We start from the raw sequence: 13,929 nt of genomic DNA on the forward strand, positions 1-13,929 counted from the left end.
ATTATTTGAAGAAGGCTAAGGCTCTCAATCGTGCTTCTTTGTGCTCAACGATGGGTTGCCAGTATTCGCTGTCTATTCCGTTTTTAGTGATAAAGTCATGTGGGAAATGCACATGTTTATCTGGGATATTTTGCAGCTCTGGTATGTACTTACGAATAAAAATTCCTTTTGGATCAAACTTTTCACTCTGAGTGATCGGATTGAAAATTCGAAAGTAGGGTTGAGCATCACAGCCAGTACTTGAAGCCCACTGCCAGCCACCATTATTCGCGCTGAAATCACCATCGATAAGGTGCGACATAAAGAAACGCTCACCCCAACGCCAATCGATCAGCAGGTGCTTGGTTAGGAAGCTTGCCACCACCATTCTTAGCCTGTTGTGCATCCAGCCTGTCTCAACTAATTGACGCATTGCTGCATCAACCAATGGATATCCGGTTTTTCCTTCGCACCACGCCTTGAAGCTAGGGTTGTCGTGATACCAATCTAAGCCGTTGTATTTCTGCTGAAAGTTCGCACCTTTAACCAGCTTAGGATGATGGAACATCAAATGCTTATAAAAATCTCGCCAAATCAATTCATTAAGCCAAGAAAAGGCTGGCAGTTGTGTGTCAAACAACAAATCGGGTTGTTGCTGTATCAACTGAATCGCTAACCAACGTGGGCTTACAGCGCCAATCGCCAAATAAGGGGATAGTCCAGACGTGCCTTTTATCGAGGGAATGTCTCGAAGGCGAGAATAGTCGTTAACTTTATTGGCTAAGAAATTGGGGATCACGCTCTCAAGCACGTCTTGGCTTAGTGGCCAACGCTCTGAATCGGTACGCGGAAAGTCGAAATCGTACTCGCCAGAAAAACCACTTAACGATTGTTTCAGTTGTGATGGATTCTGAAGCGAATCCGTTTCAGATGAACCTGCTTGCGCTGATCCTGTTGAATGCACTGGAGCGTGGCTGCAAATGATGCCTTTCGCTTGCACTTCTTTTAACCATGCGTTTTTGAAAGGTGTGAAAACCTTGAACATCTCACCTTGTTTATTCAGCACGCTACCTAATGGCAGAATCGTATCGCAGTCGGTTATCTTCAGTTTTATACCGCTAGCGATTAAGCGTTTGTCACGTAACTGCTCGTCTACTTCAGGCTCAGAATTTGCGTAAACACACGTCGCATCAAGCTGTTTGTATAGATGAGTGAGTTGTGCGGCTTGGTCGTCAAAGTCTGTGGCTTTGAGGTGCAAAAGATCGATCCCAAATTCAGCGAGTTGGGATTCAAGTTGCTGCAGGTGACGATAGATTAAATCGGCTTTGATTGGCGCAAGGTGGTGTTGCTGCCATTGCTGTGGCGTTGAAATAAAAACGGCGATAGAGACGCCGTTTTCAACTGCCGCGACGAGCGCTGGGTTATCGTGAATCCTCAGGTCTCGTCTTATCCATAGAATGTCGCTCAATATCCGTATCTCAGCTTAAGTTCTTGTGGGTGCGGGTTTAGGTAAACCTGTGATTCAAGGTACTCGTTTGGATATTCCATCAAGTAGTGGTTAATCAGTGTTAGTGGAACTAACAGAGGAACAAGACCTTCTCTGAATGATGAAATCTGATTGGTAAGCTCTTGCTTGTGCGCGCTACTCAATTGTTTCTTAAAGTAACCTTGCAAATGATGCAGAGTATTGGCGTGGCTACCACGGTTCGCGTGGTGAGATAATGCCGTCATCAAGCCTTCAATATATTGTTTTGCCAACTCATCGATTTCAAGATCGTTGCTTGCTAATAATTTCCCAAGTTTCTTATAGCCTTCAATGTGGTGACACATTACTAAGTACTTGTGAGCGCTGTGGAATTGAATCAGCTTGTGTTTAGTTACGCCTTCGTCAACAAGGTTGAGCCACTTCTGATAAGTGAAGACACGTGTCATGAAGTTTTCGCGTAAAATAGGGTCATTGAGGCGACCATTCTCTTCAACTGGAAGTAATGGGTTGCCTTCCATCACTTGTTTGGTGAACATGCCTACGCCTGTCGATTCAGAGCCGCGACCGTGGTGGTGGTACACTTTTACTCTTTCCATACCGCAGGTTGGGCTTTTTTGACACACAATGAATCCTGCGATGTGCTGGTTGCTCTTTGAATAGTTTTGTCCAAACTCGATCAGATCATTGGTCACATCACCAGAACCGTCAGGTCTAGAAACGTGAATGATATTGTCTTGCTGACGAACTTGGCGAATGGTTGGTCGAGGCGTTGGAAGCCCAATGCCCATCTCTGGGCAAACAGGTTCCAACTCTACGTAATCTGCAAGATCGTCGGTGCAGAAGCGCGAACGTTTATGACCAGTATCGAACCGAACTTTATGACCGGCGACACATGCACTAATGCCTATTTTTATTTTTTTATCCATTGGTCAATTCCTTACGCTCATTGCTCGTTGTTATTCTTATATTGTGTGTTTTGTTGCTTATTAAACATTACTTTAGTTCGGTTTTTACTTTGCTTACTAGCCAACTCTATGAGTCTTGTGACGTACCCGGTAAATCTTTTCAATCTAATAAATGTATTTACCCAGTGGGTTGAATAACTGGCTCACACCTTTTGTGAAGTAAAGCGCATCACTTGAAACAGTTAAACACACACAACCTTCTTTGGTGGCTGGTTGATGGGTGTGGTCACCATCTAACCAGATGAAGTCGCCTTTGTTGTAGACGCCCATTTCGTCTTCGAAACTGCCTTCTAAAAGAAGCGTAATCTCAAAGCCTTTGTGGGTGTGGCAAGGCACTTGTCCATCTTTGTCGATGTGCAGCAAGCTGGTGTGGTGTGCTTCGTCGTCAAAATCGAGTCTTGCGCGTGAAATTTTGCCTAAGTTCATCCAGTCTTTTCTCGCCACTGAATTCAACGCGCGAGGAATAGTGAACGTGGTGTCTGCAACCGTAACTTGCTGAACTTCGGGTGTCACTTCGATAGCTTGAGATGAATCAGCAGTGATTTGAGCAATCGCATCAAAATCAAACTCCCCATCATCGGATAAGAACGCATCCATTTCGCTGTCAGAAAGTTGAAGCCCTGAGGTATCACTTTCAAAGGCAGATGTATCGCTTTCAAAGACTGAGTTAGCAGCTTGCGCCGTCAGCATGCTTACTTGTTGTTGGCAGTGTTGACACAGTTCTACATGGCTAGAGACAATCAAAGAAACTGAGTCTGCGAGTGTGCCATCGACAAAATCTTTCAAAATTGCGGCATTTGGGTGATGTTTAATCATGATCTTGTTCCCCCATGTGAACCTTAAGTTTGGCTAAAGCGAGTCTTAGACGTGATTTCACGGTTCCAAGTGGGACGCCAAGTTGTTGAGCGAGTTGCTCTTGTGACAACTCCTGAAAGTAAACGCCTTTAACAATCGTTTTCTGAGCCAAAGGCAACTTCTCTATTTGAGTCATTACATGGCGGCTCATCAAATGATCACCAAACGGTAATTCATCACTTTGAGATTCCGCGACCATTGCATCTATTGGCCAAATGTCGTCAGCGATGGTTTGCTCTGCTTTAGCTTTTACCTTTCGTAGCATGTCGAAAGCAGCGTTTCGCATCACGGTGTAGACCCAAGTAGTCCCAGCGCCTTTCTCTTCGTTGTAGAGATGCGCTTTCTTCCAAACGTTAGTCATCGTGTCTTGAACTAGCTCGTTTGCAGCAGCTTCGCTGCCCAACTTGCTGATTCCAAAACGCTTGATCTTAGGTGCGAAGAACTTGAACAAACAGGTGAAGGCTTGTTTGTCTCGGTCTGAACCAACCAAAATCAACCAGCTTGAGAGCTCTGTAGGTACCTTATTTTCATTAGGTAGTTTGTTGTCGGGGATAATGACATGCTCCTTGCCGTTCCCTGAACTTCTGCTTTCGGCTTGCATAGTACTTAACCATCATGCGAATTTGAGTGGCACTACGTGAAAGGAGAAGGTCGGGATCACTTTAATTTAAATTAATTTCCACTATACAAAATTATAGTGAAGAAAAGTGCTTATTGCCCCGTAATGATTTGATTCAAAAAAGGAACTAAAGAAGGAAAGCTAGCGGGTTCGGTAAATTCTGTTTTCTTTTCCAATGGGATAGGCATCATTTCGAGTAATCGCGCACAGATCCATCGTGGACTTTCGAAGTCTGGAGTGGGGTAGAGCGTTCTGATTGAATCGTGGTCTCGAAACAGCTGTACTAAGAATGCAGTAAATACGTTCGGTACTTTGCATTCTAGATCTGGCCAATGAGGTAACAACCTGAACTGGCTTTTAATCAGGTCATCGTCGTCTCGAAATGATCCGTGAAGCTGAACCAGTTGTTGACCTTCGACATCGATTTCCAAAATTTGGTCGTCAGACATATTGAAATCAACGATGGACACTTTGGTTCCCCAAGAACTGAGATGTTCAGAGTTGGTGCTGTCTTGGGTGGCAATAATGAACCCACCTCCTTGGGCCGCATGTGCAACCATAGCAAGATATTTTGGTTCAAAGATGCGTAGCCTCTGGCGACCTCCGGGCAGAAGGAATATCGGAAGGGGAAATACGGCGAGCTCGAGAGAAGACTCTACGAGTGTCTCTGGTTCGGCGTCTGTCCGTGTGGTCTGGCTCGATGAATTCGGCACATAGCACTCCTTAGTTCAAATGTAATTTGAGAAGATATACGTGGACTCGGTGGTGTTCGATCAATTGATTGTGGTTGTTGTTATTGGGTGATGAGCTACAGACATGAGCCAAAGCAGATGATTTTTTGTTGCACATGCTCATAAATTCATTGTTTTTACCTTCTTTCATACGCGTCATTAGGTAATATATGTACGAATAGTAAGCGGATGGGTAGTCGCCAGACGATGCTTCTATCTAACCTTCTTCTTTACCTGACATCGCATCAAAGGAATGGTCATGATTGTTATATATGGTATCAAAGAGTGCTTGAATCCAATTAAGTTGCAGCTCTCTAATGTGTTGCAACAGTGCTTAAACAGTGAAATGGGTTTACCCGATGACAAGCGAGCGCATCGATTTGTGCCATTGGAGCGAGATGATTTCTTTTATCCAGAAGGAAGAACAGAAGCCTATACCGTTATAGAGATCAATATGATGGAAGGTCGAGCGGTCAATACCAAGAAGCGCTTAATTAAGAAGATATTTTCTGAGATAGAGAAGCAGTTAGCTATCTCTCCTATTGATATCGAAATAACCATCAAGGAACAGCCTGCACACTGTTGGGGATTTCGAGGCATGACCGGTGATGAAGCGCAAGACCTGAAGTATAAAGTGAAGGTTTAAGGTCTCTGGTTTAAGGACTCTGGTTTAAGGCCTCAGATATATTCCACTTCAAACATTGGATTTAAAGATTACTGAGAGCGGCTTTAGAAAAACACTAAGCCGCTTGTTATTGAAGAAGACCAATAGAGAAGGTTAAACCATTAGCTCTCGTCGTTCTCTTTTAGGTAACGGTGCCAGTTGGCATTGATGACATCAAAGTGCTCCACACAGAACTCTTTCCTATCTTTCAAATAGTCGTTTTCCACTTCATCGAGCAAGTTCTTGTGGGCTTCAGGATCGCTGCCATACACCAAGCATAACGTGGAGAAGTAACGCTGTAGATCAAAGCTGTGCTCATCAATGTATTCACCCAAGTCGTAATACTCAGGGCGGTCTTCTGACTCGAAAGCGAACATGTCAGCGGCGCTGATTGCGGCATCACCTCCATGTTCTACATAGTTAAGTAAAAGCACTGTCGCGAGGTTATCAACGGCATCTTCCTCTTTGCCCAGTATGGCAATATTCTGGTCTTCGATATAAGCGTGCCCAGCTTCGTGCAGTAGAGTATGAAGCAAGGTATCGATAGCACCAGTTTGCGCGGTCTTTCCATACTCTTTTTCGTATTGATTCTTTTCAAAGTAATTAAGCGACTCAGAGTAGAAGCTATACGGGATAAGCACTTGATGCGTTTGTGGATCGTAGAGTGGACCTTCTTCCCCGCCGTATTGAATGGTTAATGGCTTTTCAAACATGAAGAGTTGGTTTGACAGGTCAATCACAGTGTCATTGACGCCACTGTTTTGAATTTCACGTTTGAGCTGTTCTTCTTCAGTATTTTGTGGTGAAGAGAACTCAACGATCAGGTTATTTTGGGTTGTTTGTTCACTAGATGCATAAGTGGCGGCAAACGCTGAGCTAAGGGCTAGGCTGTAGGTCAGTGTTCGTTTCAATAATGTCATCGGCTATCCTTGTGATTATGCTGCGATTCAGGCTCGGTGTTAAGGTGATACCCCTAAGTCATGTAACTCAAGTTACGCGATCCAAGTTATGTACCTTACGCTGTTTAAGCCGTTTAAGTTAATTGAGTTAATTGAGTTAATTACGATGGTTAGATTACAAGTTTAGACTGAATTTTGAAGCATCGAGGACAGCAATTTTTGAAGTCGACACTCGCTGATTAATGAGTGACCCGCTTTGAGGTTCGGCTACAAAGAATTGGCGAGCTGAATGACCAGCGTTGATGTGATTCGTTTCTGTTGGTAATTGATAGATAAATTTCGGTTCAAGTGAACCCTTGTGCTATACTCCGCGCCCCAATCCGAATTGGCTTGTTAAATCTTAGGAAATTATTATGAGTGTTAAAAACGAACTTCAACAAATTAACAACCGTCTAGACAAATGTCGCAACAAGTTAGCGGCTGCTAAAACTCGTAATGATCGTCCTGTTGTTCGTCAATTTGAAGACGAGATTAAGAAGCTAACCAAGAAAATTGCTCAGTTGAAACACAAAGAAAGCTTCGATGTAAATCAAGAGCGTAAGTCTTTGGTTGATATGCCATTTAGCCGTGAGATTACAAAAGCTGAGCAAGCAGATATGGGTAAACTTAAGAAGTCGATAAAAGGGCTCGTAATTGTTCACCCAATGACGAAGATCGGTAAAGAGCTTCGCATTGAGGTTATGACTGGTTACGCACCGAAAAAATTCTAATTACCAGTGATGGTGATGAAAGAGGAGCTAGCAATAGCTCCTTTTTGCTTTTTTAGGTATTAAAAAAGCAGAGTCAGCGGCAAGGATACTCACGCCGTTATCAACTTTTTGGAGGTGATTGTTGTCACAAATCCTTTTATCTCCTATAAAAGTTAACGTGTCACTAACATGGCACTAAGTGAACGCAGTAATGTGTTCGCTTTTCGAATCTACAATTTCTCTCCAGTTTGTATAAATATAGGTAGAGCAGCACAGATAATTACAGATAAAACTAGACTCATTAAGGAAGATGAGAACGTAAAAAAATAGAGGTTATATGAATCAATTAATTTCAATTGGACCACTAGAATCCTTCCTAATCGCGATTAGTGTTTTGTTTCTAGGTCATTTCGTCAATGCAAAGCTTCCGGTTCTCAAAAAGTACAATATTCCAGAGCCCATTGTCGGCGGCTTGATTGTCGCTTTTGCTATTACAGCCCTGCACTTTAACGGCCTTGATCTTGAGTTTTCCTTGCCCCTGCAGAACACGTTTATGTTGATGTTCTTTGCAACGGTCGGCCTTGCGGCTAACTACACGCAGCTGATAAAAGGTGGTGCTAAGGTATTCCTATTCTTAGGGGTGGCTTCGGTTTACATCATTATCCAAAACGGTGTAGGCGTAACACTTGCGACGGCACTAGGCCTTGAACCCTTAATGGGTTTGATTGCTGGATCTATCACGCTTTCGGGTGGTCACGGCACGGGCGCAGCTTGGTCTCAAACTTTTTCAGACACGTTTGGCATTGCCAATACTCTAGAAATCGCGATGGCTTCAGCGACGTTTGGTTTGATTATCGGTGGTATTATCGGTAGCCCAGTAGCACAAAAGCTGATTGATAAAAACCAGCTTGAATCTGAGTACGGCACTGGCACACAAACCCACGAGCGTTTTCCTGAACTTGTTACTTACAACGAGTATGAAGAAGACAAAGTAACAGCGAAGAAGGTGATTGAAGTATTGTTCATTCTTCTTATCTGTATCTCGGGGGCGAAATACCTAGAAGAGTGGGTGGCGACTTTTGAAATTTCTTGGTTGATGATTCCTGACTTCGTTTACGCGTTGTTTATCGGTGTGTTCATCACTAACGTTTTTGAAGTGACTAAACTGCATAAGACTGACAGCGAAACGGTCGATATTCTTGGTACGGTGTCATTGTCACTGTTCTTAGCCATGGCGCTAATGAGCCTTAAGCTTTGGAACATCTTTGACCTTGCGATTCCGTTCTTGGTTATCCTTGCGGTTCAGGCTGTGGTGTTGGGTATCTTCTCTTACTTTGTGACGTTCAAAGTAATGGGTTCTAACTACGACGCAGCGGTTATGGCGGGTGGTCACTGTGGTTTCGGCCTAGGTGCAACACCAACAGCGGTAATGAACATGGGTTCTTTGGTGAACCGATTCGGTCCGTCGCCACAAGCCTTCATGGTTGTGCCAATCGTTGGTGCCTTCTTTATCGATATCGTTAACCTGATCATCCTTCAAGGTTACATCTCGTTTATCGGTTAATGTTCGCCTGTGCTTAAATGCGATGAGCTAATCGCACTAAGATGAATACAAGAAAGCCAGTCTGTTGACTGGCTTTTTTTGTATTAGCGCCTCTAGAACTTATGCGGGTGAGCTTGCTTGTAGCTCTTTAAGAAGAGGGAACGCGGCTTTGCTGTGTTCTCCAGTGACAATGAATCCAACCAACTGATCATCTTCATTGAAGCCTTTAGCGATAATACCTTTCGGGTCGAATCGAGTTTCCCAGCTCTGAGCAGTGTGAATATCGCGCCCTGCGAGCTGAATAGGATAACTCGGTGTTTTCACCTTGGTGATCATATGAGGCAAGCTGAGCTTTGCTTCGCCCACTTTGATCTCTCCTTTATCCTTAGTCAGCTGCTTCGCCAACACGTTTGCCGACAAGATTGCTGGCTGCAAATAGGCCATCACACAACCTTCAATTTCAGCGCAATCACCAATCGCATACACATTGTTGGCGCTGGTTTGTAAGGTTTCATCGACCACAATTCCTCTCTTTACCTCTAATCCCGCTTGGGTAGCTAAAGCCGTGTTTGGCTTTAATCCTGCTGCAGCAATCACGGTATCTGCTCGTATTAGCCGAGAAGAGGTGGTTTGTAGCCTAACTCCATCAGACAGGTAAGTCGCTCGGCAAATCGCAGAGTCGGTTTCGACGGTAACCCCCGCTTTTGTCAGTTCCCTTTCCAACTCAAGCGAAACGAAAGGTGGCACAAGGCTATTCAACAGATAACTTGCAGGTTCGATAATCGTGACATCTTTGCCCGCAGTTTGAAGGTCGAATGCGAGCTCTACCCCAATCAAGCCTCCCCCCATTACGGTGATGCGTTGAGCGTCATCGATCTGAGCTTTGTGTTTCTCGAACTCTTCCAAACTATTTAACGTAATGGTCGCGCTGCGTTTAAGCCCTTCCGCTGGTGGTATAAAAGGCGTCGCGCCCGTTGCTAATACCAACTTCGAATAATGGATAGTTTGTCCATCAACACGAACACACTGCTGCTTGGTATCGATTTCGCTGACTAAAGCCTTGGTTTTGACGACTACGTTGTACTGCTCTGCTAATTGCTGAGCGTTATTAACGGCTAAGGCTTGTGGTGTTTGAGCCTGGCTGAATACGTGTGAAAGATTCGGCTTACTGTACTCAACTCCCGCATCTGCCGTGATCATGGTTATCGCGATATCTTGGTCAATTTTACGTACCATCTTTATGGTTTGTAGGGCGGCGAAACCGCCACCCACAATCACAATGTTCGACATGCTACTTCTCCACAAATACTTCTTTGCCTAAATGGCATTCTGGGCAAAGGAAGTCATCCGGCACTTGTGCCCAAGGTGTTCCTGGTTCAACGCCTTGGTAGGGTTCACCCAATTGTGGGTCGTACACCCATTCACACACTGTGCAGCGCCAGCAAGTGCAATCTGCGCTGTGGTTTGACTTATCTTGAGCTACTTCTGTTTCCTGCTCTGTCGTGTCTTTGAGCTCGGCAGTGGTGTTTGCCGGTGCTGGTGTGGCTTCAAGCGGTGTAACATTGCGTGATACTTGCTTTGGTGCGCTGACTTCGTCTGGATTTACACGCCAAACTTCAGCAAGTGTCATTCCGTAATCAATACATTGGCGAAGTGCGTCTGTATCTGGTTTCCAGTGAATATGCTGAGGTGCGCTCACTTCGAAGTTGGCTTCACGTAAGCGAGCGTCGATGCGTTTTACCGCGCCGCCAGTCCACCCTGAAGAACCAAATGCTGCGGCTCTTTTTTCTGCAAAGCGCAGGCCGTGTACTTCTTCAAGTAGCGCGGCGATTTGCGGCATCATCACATTGTTCATGGTCGATGATCCAACAAGCACGCCCTTTGAACGGAAGATATTGGCAAGGATGTCATTCTTATCGTGCTTAGAGATATTGAAGACCTTGATGGCTGTTTCTGGGCTGCCTTTACGGATACCTTTTGCGATTGCGTCAGCCATCATACGAGTGTTATTGGACATGGTGTCGTAGACAATGGTGATACGATCTTCTTTGTAGGCTTTAGACCACTCGTAATATTGCTCAACAATTTGCGTCGCGTTGTCACGCCAAATACAGCCATGAGAAGTCGCAATCACATCGATTGGCACGCCTAAACTCAGGACTTCTTCTATCTTCGCTTTCACCAAAGGCGCGAAAGGCGTCAGGATGTTCGAGAAGTAACGCAGACATTGGTCATGCAGCTCTACTTGGTCTAGTTGGTCATTGAATAGGTTCTCGTCGCAATAGTGTTGGCCGAAAGCATCGTTACTAAACAGGATTTCATCACCAGTGAGGTATGTTGCCATTGAGTCTGGCCAGTGCAGCATTTTCATCTCTACGAAGATCAGTTGTTTTCCGTTACCGACGTCAAGAGTGTCACCGGTTTTGACGGTTCTGAAGTTCCAGTCTGGTTGGTGGTGGTGACCAACGATGGAGTTCACTCCCGCTTCCGTACAGTAAACAGGCGTGTTCGGAATTTTAGCCAGTAGCGCAGAGAGGGCGCCTGAGTGATCTTCTTCTGCATGCTGACAAATGATGTAGTCGATCTCGTTGATATCGATTTCCATCTCTAGGTTTGCAAGGAATTGTTCAGTAAAGCGATGATCGACAGTATCGACAAGCACTGTCTTCTCTTCACGGATCAGGTACGAGTTATAGCTGGTACCTTTGTTCATGTGGTATTCCTTACCGTGGAAGTGCTCGGTTTCCCAATCGTGGACGCCGACCCAATGAACATTTGATTTAACGTGAATAGTCATAATGATAATACCTTATTTAAATATCTAAGGCTCTCATTGCACTAGTTGTGCCATGTTTTTAAGTATTTGTTTTTATGGTGTTTGTTTGGTTTTTAATCGCCGCAGTGTGTCTTTATGACATTGTATTTTGTGTAATCAAAATAAACGCAGTGTGTCTTTATGACTAAGTGGTTGGTAATTGGTAGTTAGTAGTTGCTTGGATAAATAACAGATACAAAAAAGGCCAGACGAGCGTCTGGCCAAATAAGGCAGTGTGATTTAACTGTTAAAGCTATTAGCTTTATTAAAATTAACTAGACCTATTAGTGCTTTGAAGCCACTAATAAATACGAGCTATTAAAGCGTAGTAACCACTTCATCAAGCGCTAGACGCGCTTTTGGTTTACCGTGGTTGTAGTCTTCGCCGTCTTTGTGGTAGCCGATAGCCAGTGCTACATCAACAACGTGACCTTCCAGTTCGTCAGCAAACTCTTCGCCGATCATAGCGGCATCTACGCCTTCCATCGGTGTTGATGCAATACCAAGACGAGCCAGTGTGTGCATTGTGTTACCTAGTGCGATGTACACTTGAGACTTAGTCCAGTTACCGTTGAAACCCGTTTCGTCTGTGTTCATTTCTGCGAATGCGTAAGCACCTAAGAATTGCTCGTACATTTCAGCAGGTAGGTGACCAGAACTTACTTCTGTATCAGCACGCTTCGCGAATTTCTCTTTAGTGTATTTAGGATCGTGAGCAAACAGGATCGTGTGTGACGCTTCTTTCGCATGTGGTTGGTTAAACTGGAACATGTTCTCGAAAGTATTGTGGAAACGTTGTTTTGCTGCGTCGCTCTCAATGATGATGAATTTCCAAGGCTGAGAGTTGATAGAAGAAGCTGATAAACGAAGTGCTTCTTTGATTACTTCCATGTCTTCCGCAGAGATGCGTTTGTCGGCATCGTATTTTTTAGCTGTGTAACGAGTGTTTAGATCAGTAATGATTGGATGAGTCATGTTGAATCCTAATATCTATCAATAATAAATGTTGTAGGGTTTTATGTTCGGTAACGTCAACAATAAACGGATAACGCATTTAGGCAGTATCTCTATCAAAATCGTTGCTAGAACCGTCAATTTCTAAAAGACCTAACGCTTAAATGGCTATCGAACATGCCCCCATAAATCGAGTATCTGCGGTAGCTCAAGTCGATGGGTGTAAGATAATAGAAGATTGGCTCGGGAAAAATAGCGAACACATCAAATCACTATGGTTAATAACATCCATAATGATTTAATTAGTGTGATCTGGATGTGTGTTGGTTTTCGACAATCAGCCAGTTAGTACGCTTTGATTCCATATTGGCGTAATAAAGAGGGAAGTACGCTGTCGAGGTTTGGGATATCTTCAGGGTTAAGTTCAATCAAGCTAAAACCGTGCTCTTGGTAAATTTTCTTGGTCGCATTTCGTTTGTCTTCTTCTATAGGGCCTGAATCTGTTCCCCAGAACTGAATGTATACCTTGCCGCTTGGCAGGTAGAAATCGCTCATTACTTCTTTTGATATCGGCAGCGGACGCTCGTACGCATGAACCACTCCTGCCATATAAAGCCAGTTATCGATGATCAGCTCTCCCTTTGAACGAACATAATGCCCATCTAAGCTTCGGTGCTTCGCTTCGAATTTTTGACGAAAGCTGGAAAATGACACATCAGTAGAGTGGCTTTCAGCATCATGCCCTAGGAATTCAACAACAGACTGCTTCAAACGTTTATTGCGAACCAGTGAGTCGTGCCAAACCACGAATAAGTTTTGAGTCGCTTTATCTTCTCTTTGTTCACCACCGGCTTTTAAGCCTGTAGAGGTGACGTGCCAGCCGTCGTCTTCTTTTGTTATCCAGCCAAGCTCATTGAGCAATAAGTTGATTTTCTTTGCGCTGAGTTGAAAGGCACCGCCGAGCTGAGTGGCGGTCAATGTGTTTCCTGAGAATGAATCCAAATCGATAAGCAGTTTCTCTGGCCAGACAATAAAGACACCGAACTTCTTATGTTCGACATATTCCCCACCAAAGCTTTCGCCTCGTTCTGTAAGAACCCAGCGCTCCTGTGAGCGCACGATATAACCCGCTGTTTTTAGATCGCTAAATAAAGTTTTAGCTTCTATGCCTTTTTGTTTAGCGAGTGCGGATGTGGAAATTTTGTCTGACATAGTCTTTTCTCAAATAGCAGAGTGATCCGCTGATGGGTTTTGGAGAGATACATGATGTGATAGCACTGGTGAATACCATATCACATCTACTAATGCCAACTGCAGCTCACTGGTCTATGTTTTTAGTAGAAAGTCATGTCTGGTTTTGATTTTGTGGGAAATGTGGTTATTTTTGTAATTAAATTACACAATTAGCGATTTTGCTCATCTGGGTGCATATTTTCTATACGTGACACGATGTTCTTTTATACGGTTTATATAGATCTTAGATGCTATATTTTATTAAGTGTGATTTTGATCACTATTTATTTTTAAGTATTACAAAATAAAGCGTGATCTAGATCTTGTGTTAATGATATTTATTCTCATTAATTTGGCTTTGTAATTTAAATTCATGGTGTTTTTGTGATCTAAAGTGCTCTTGTTAACCCTAAAGTGTTTTTCGTGTGTGATGGTTG

13 protein-coding genes are annotated in these 13,929 nt (G+C 43.9%); 3 read left to right on the top strand and 10 right to left on the bottom strand.

Annotated features, from left to right (window positions below):
* Position 1 precedes the first annotated feature (1 nt).
* The 5 genes from phrB to NX845_RS06425 all read right to left on the bottom strand — a co-directional run bounded on the left by phrB (position 2) and on the right by NX845_RS06425 (position 4,617).
* Positions 2-1,447: a deoxyribodipyrimidine photo-lyase gene (gene phrB / locus NX845_RS06405; protein ID WP_260256672.1), complete on the bottom strand. Its 1,446-nt coding sequence runs from the start codon at positions 1,445-1,447 to the stop codon at positions 2-4.
* On the bottom strand, positions 1,444-2,391 hold the full coding sequence (locus NX845_RS06410) for a DUF523 and DUF1722 domain-containing protein (RefSeq protein WP_108091386.1): 948 nt from the start codon (positions 2,389-2,391) through the stop codon (positions 1,444-1,446). The genes phrB and NX845_RS06410 overlap by 4 nt, the downstream gene beginning before the upstream one ends.
* A gap of 144 nt (positions 2,392-2,535) precedes the next feature.
* A complete protein-coding gene (locus NX845_RS06415; RefSeq protein WP_108091385.1) occupies positions 2,536-3,246 on the bottom strand; it encodes a ChrR family anti-sigma-E factor in 711 nt (236 codons plus the stop codon).
* Positions 3,239-3,886 (bottom strand): sigma-70 family RNA polymerase sigma factor, encoded by a 648-nt coding sequence (locus NX845_RS06420; protein WP_108091384.1) that lies wholly within the window; start codon positions 3,884-3,886, stop codon positions 3,239-3,241. The genes NX845_RS06415 and NX845_RS06420 overlap by 8 nt, the downstream gene beginning before the upstream one ends.
* Before the next feature lie 110 nt (positions 3,887-3,996).
* The gene (locus NX845_RS06425; RefSeq protein WP_108109291.1) at positions 3,997-4,617 is read right to left on the bottom strand and encodes an LON peptidase substrate-binding domain-containing protein; all 621 of its coding nucleotides are present in this window, start codon (positions 4,615-4,617) and stop codon (positions 3,997-3,999) included.
* Positions 4,618-4,894: 277 nt separating this feature from the next.
* Between NX845_RS06425 and NX845_RS06430 the strand changes: the two genes are divergently transcribed.
* Positions 4,895-5,281 (top strand): tautomerase family protein, encoded by a 387-nt coding sequence (locus NX845_RS06430; RefSeq protein ID WP_004732720.1) that lies wholly within the window; start codon positions 4,895-4,897, stop codon positions 5,279-5,281.
* A gap of 140 nt (positions 5,282-5,421) precedes the next feature.
* Here NX845_RS06430 and NX845_RS06435 read toward each other — a convergent pair whose 3' ends face one another.
* Positions 5,422-6,219, bottom strand: a complete 798-nt coding sequence (locus NX845_RS06435; protein ID WP_108091382.1) for a DUF4344 domain-containing metallopeptidase — start codon at positions 6,217-6,219, stop codon at positions 5,422-5,424.
* Between the two features lie 392 nt (positions 6,220-6,611).
* Here NX845_RS06435 and NX845_RS06440 point away from each other — a divergent pair, with 392 nt between their 5' ends.
* Together NX845_RS06440 and gltS are read left to right on the top strand one after the other, a co-directional pair.
* Positions 6,612-6,968 carry a YibL family ribosome-associated protein gene (locus NX845_RS06440; protein ID WP_108091381.1) on the top strand — a complete coding sequence of 119 codons (357 nt, stop codon included), beginning with the start codon at positions 6,612-6,614 and terminating at the stop codon, positions 6,966-6,968.
* 316 nt (positions 6,969-7,284) lie between these two features.
* The gene (gltS, locus tag NX845_RS06445; RefSeq protein WP_004732723.1) at positions 7,285-8,511 is read left to right on the top strand and encodes a sodium/glutamate symporter; all 1,227 of its coding nucleotides are present in this window, start codon (positions 7,285-7,287) and stop codon (positions 8,509-8,511) included.
* A 99-nt stretch (positions 8,512-8,610) separates the two neighbouring features.
* On the opposite strand, the gene norW is transcribed toward gltS, so the two are convergent.
* The 4 genes from norW to NX845_RS06465 form a co-directional block, all read right to left on the bottom strand.
* Positions 8,611-9,780 carry an NADH:flavorubredoxin reductase NorW gene (gene norW, locus NX845_RS06450; RefSeq protein ID WP_260256674.1) on the bottom strand — a complete coding sequence of 390 codons (1,170 nt, stop codon included), beginning with the start codon at positions 9,778-9,780 and terminating at the stop codon, positions 8,611-8,613.
* Between the two features lies 1 nt (position 9,781).
* A complete protein-coding gene (norV, locus tag NX845_RS06455) occupies positions 9,782-11,287 on the bottom strand; it encodes an anaerobic nitric oxide reductase flavorubredoxin (RefSeq protein ID WP_102561840.1) in 1,506 nt (501 codons plus the stop codon).
* A 336-nt stretch (positions 11,288-11,623) separates the two neighbouring features.
* Positions 11,624-12,280 (bottom strand): NAD(P)H-dependent oxidoreductase, encoded by a 657-nt coding sequence (locus NX845_RS06460; RefSeq protein WP_004732726.1) that lies wholly within the window; start codon positions 12,278-12,280, stop codon positions 11,624-11,626.
* Between the two features lie 324 nt (positions 12,281-12,604).
* Positions 12,605-13,471, bottom strand: a complete 867-nt coding sequence (locus tag NX845_RS06465; RefSeq protein ID WP_017077056.1) for a hypothetical protein — start codon at positions 13,469-13,471, stop codon at positions 12,605-12,607.
* Positions 13,472-13,929: the final 458 nt, after the last annotated feature.

This window comes from Vibrio sp. NC2 (genome assembly GCF_025195005.1).
In the GTDB taxonomy this organism is placed as follows: Bacteria; Pseudomonadota; Gammaproteobacteria; order Enterobacterales; family Vibrionaceae; genus Vibrio; species Vibrio splendidus.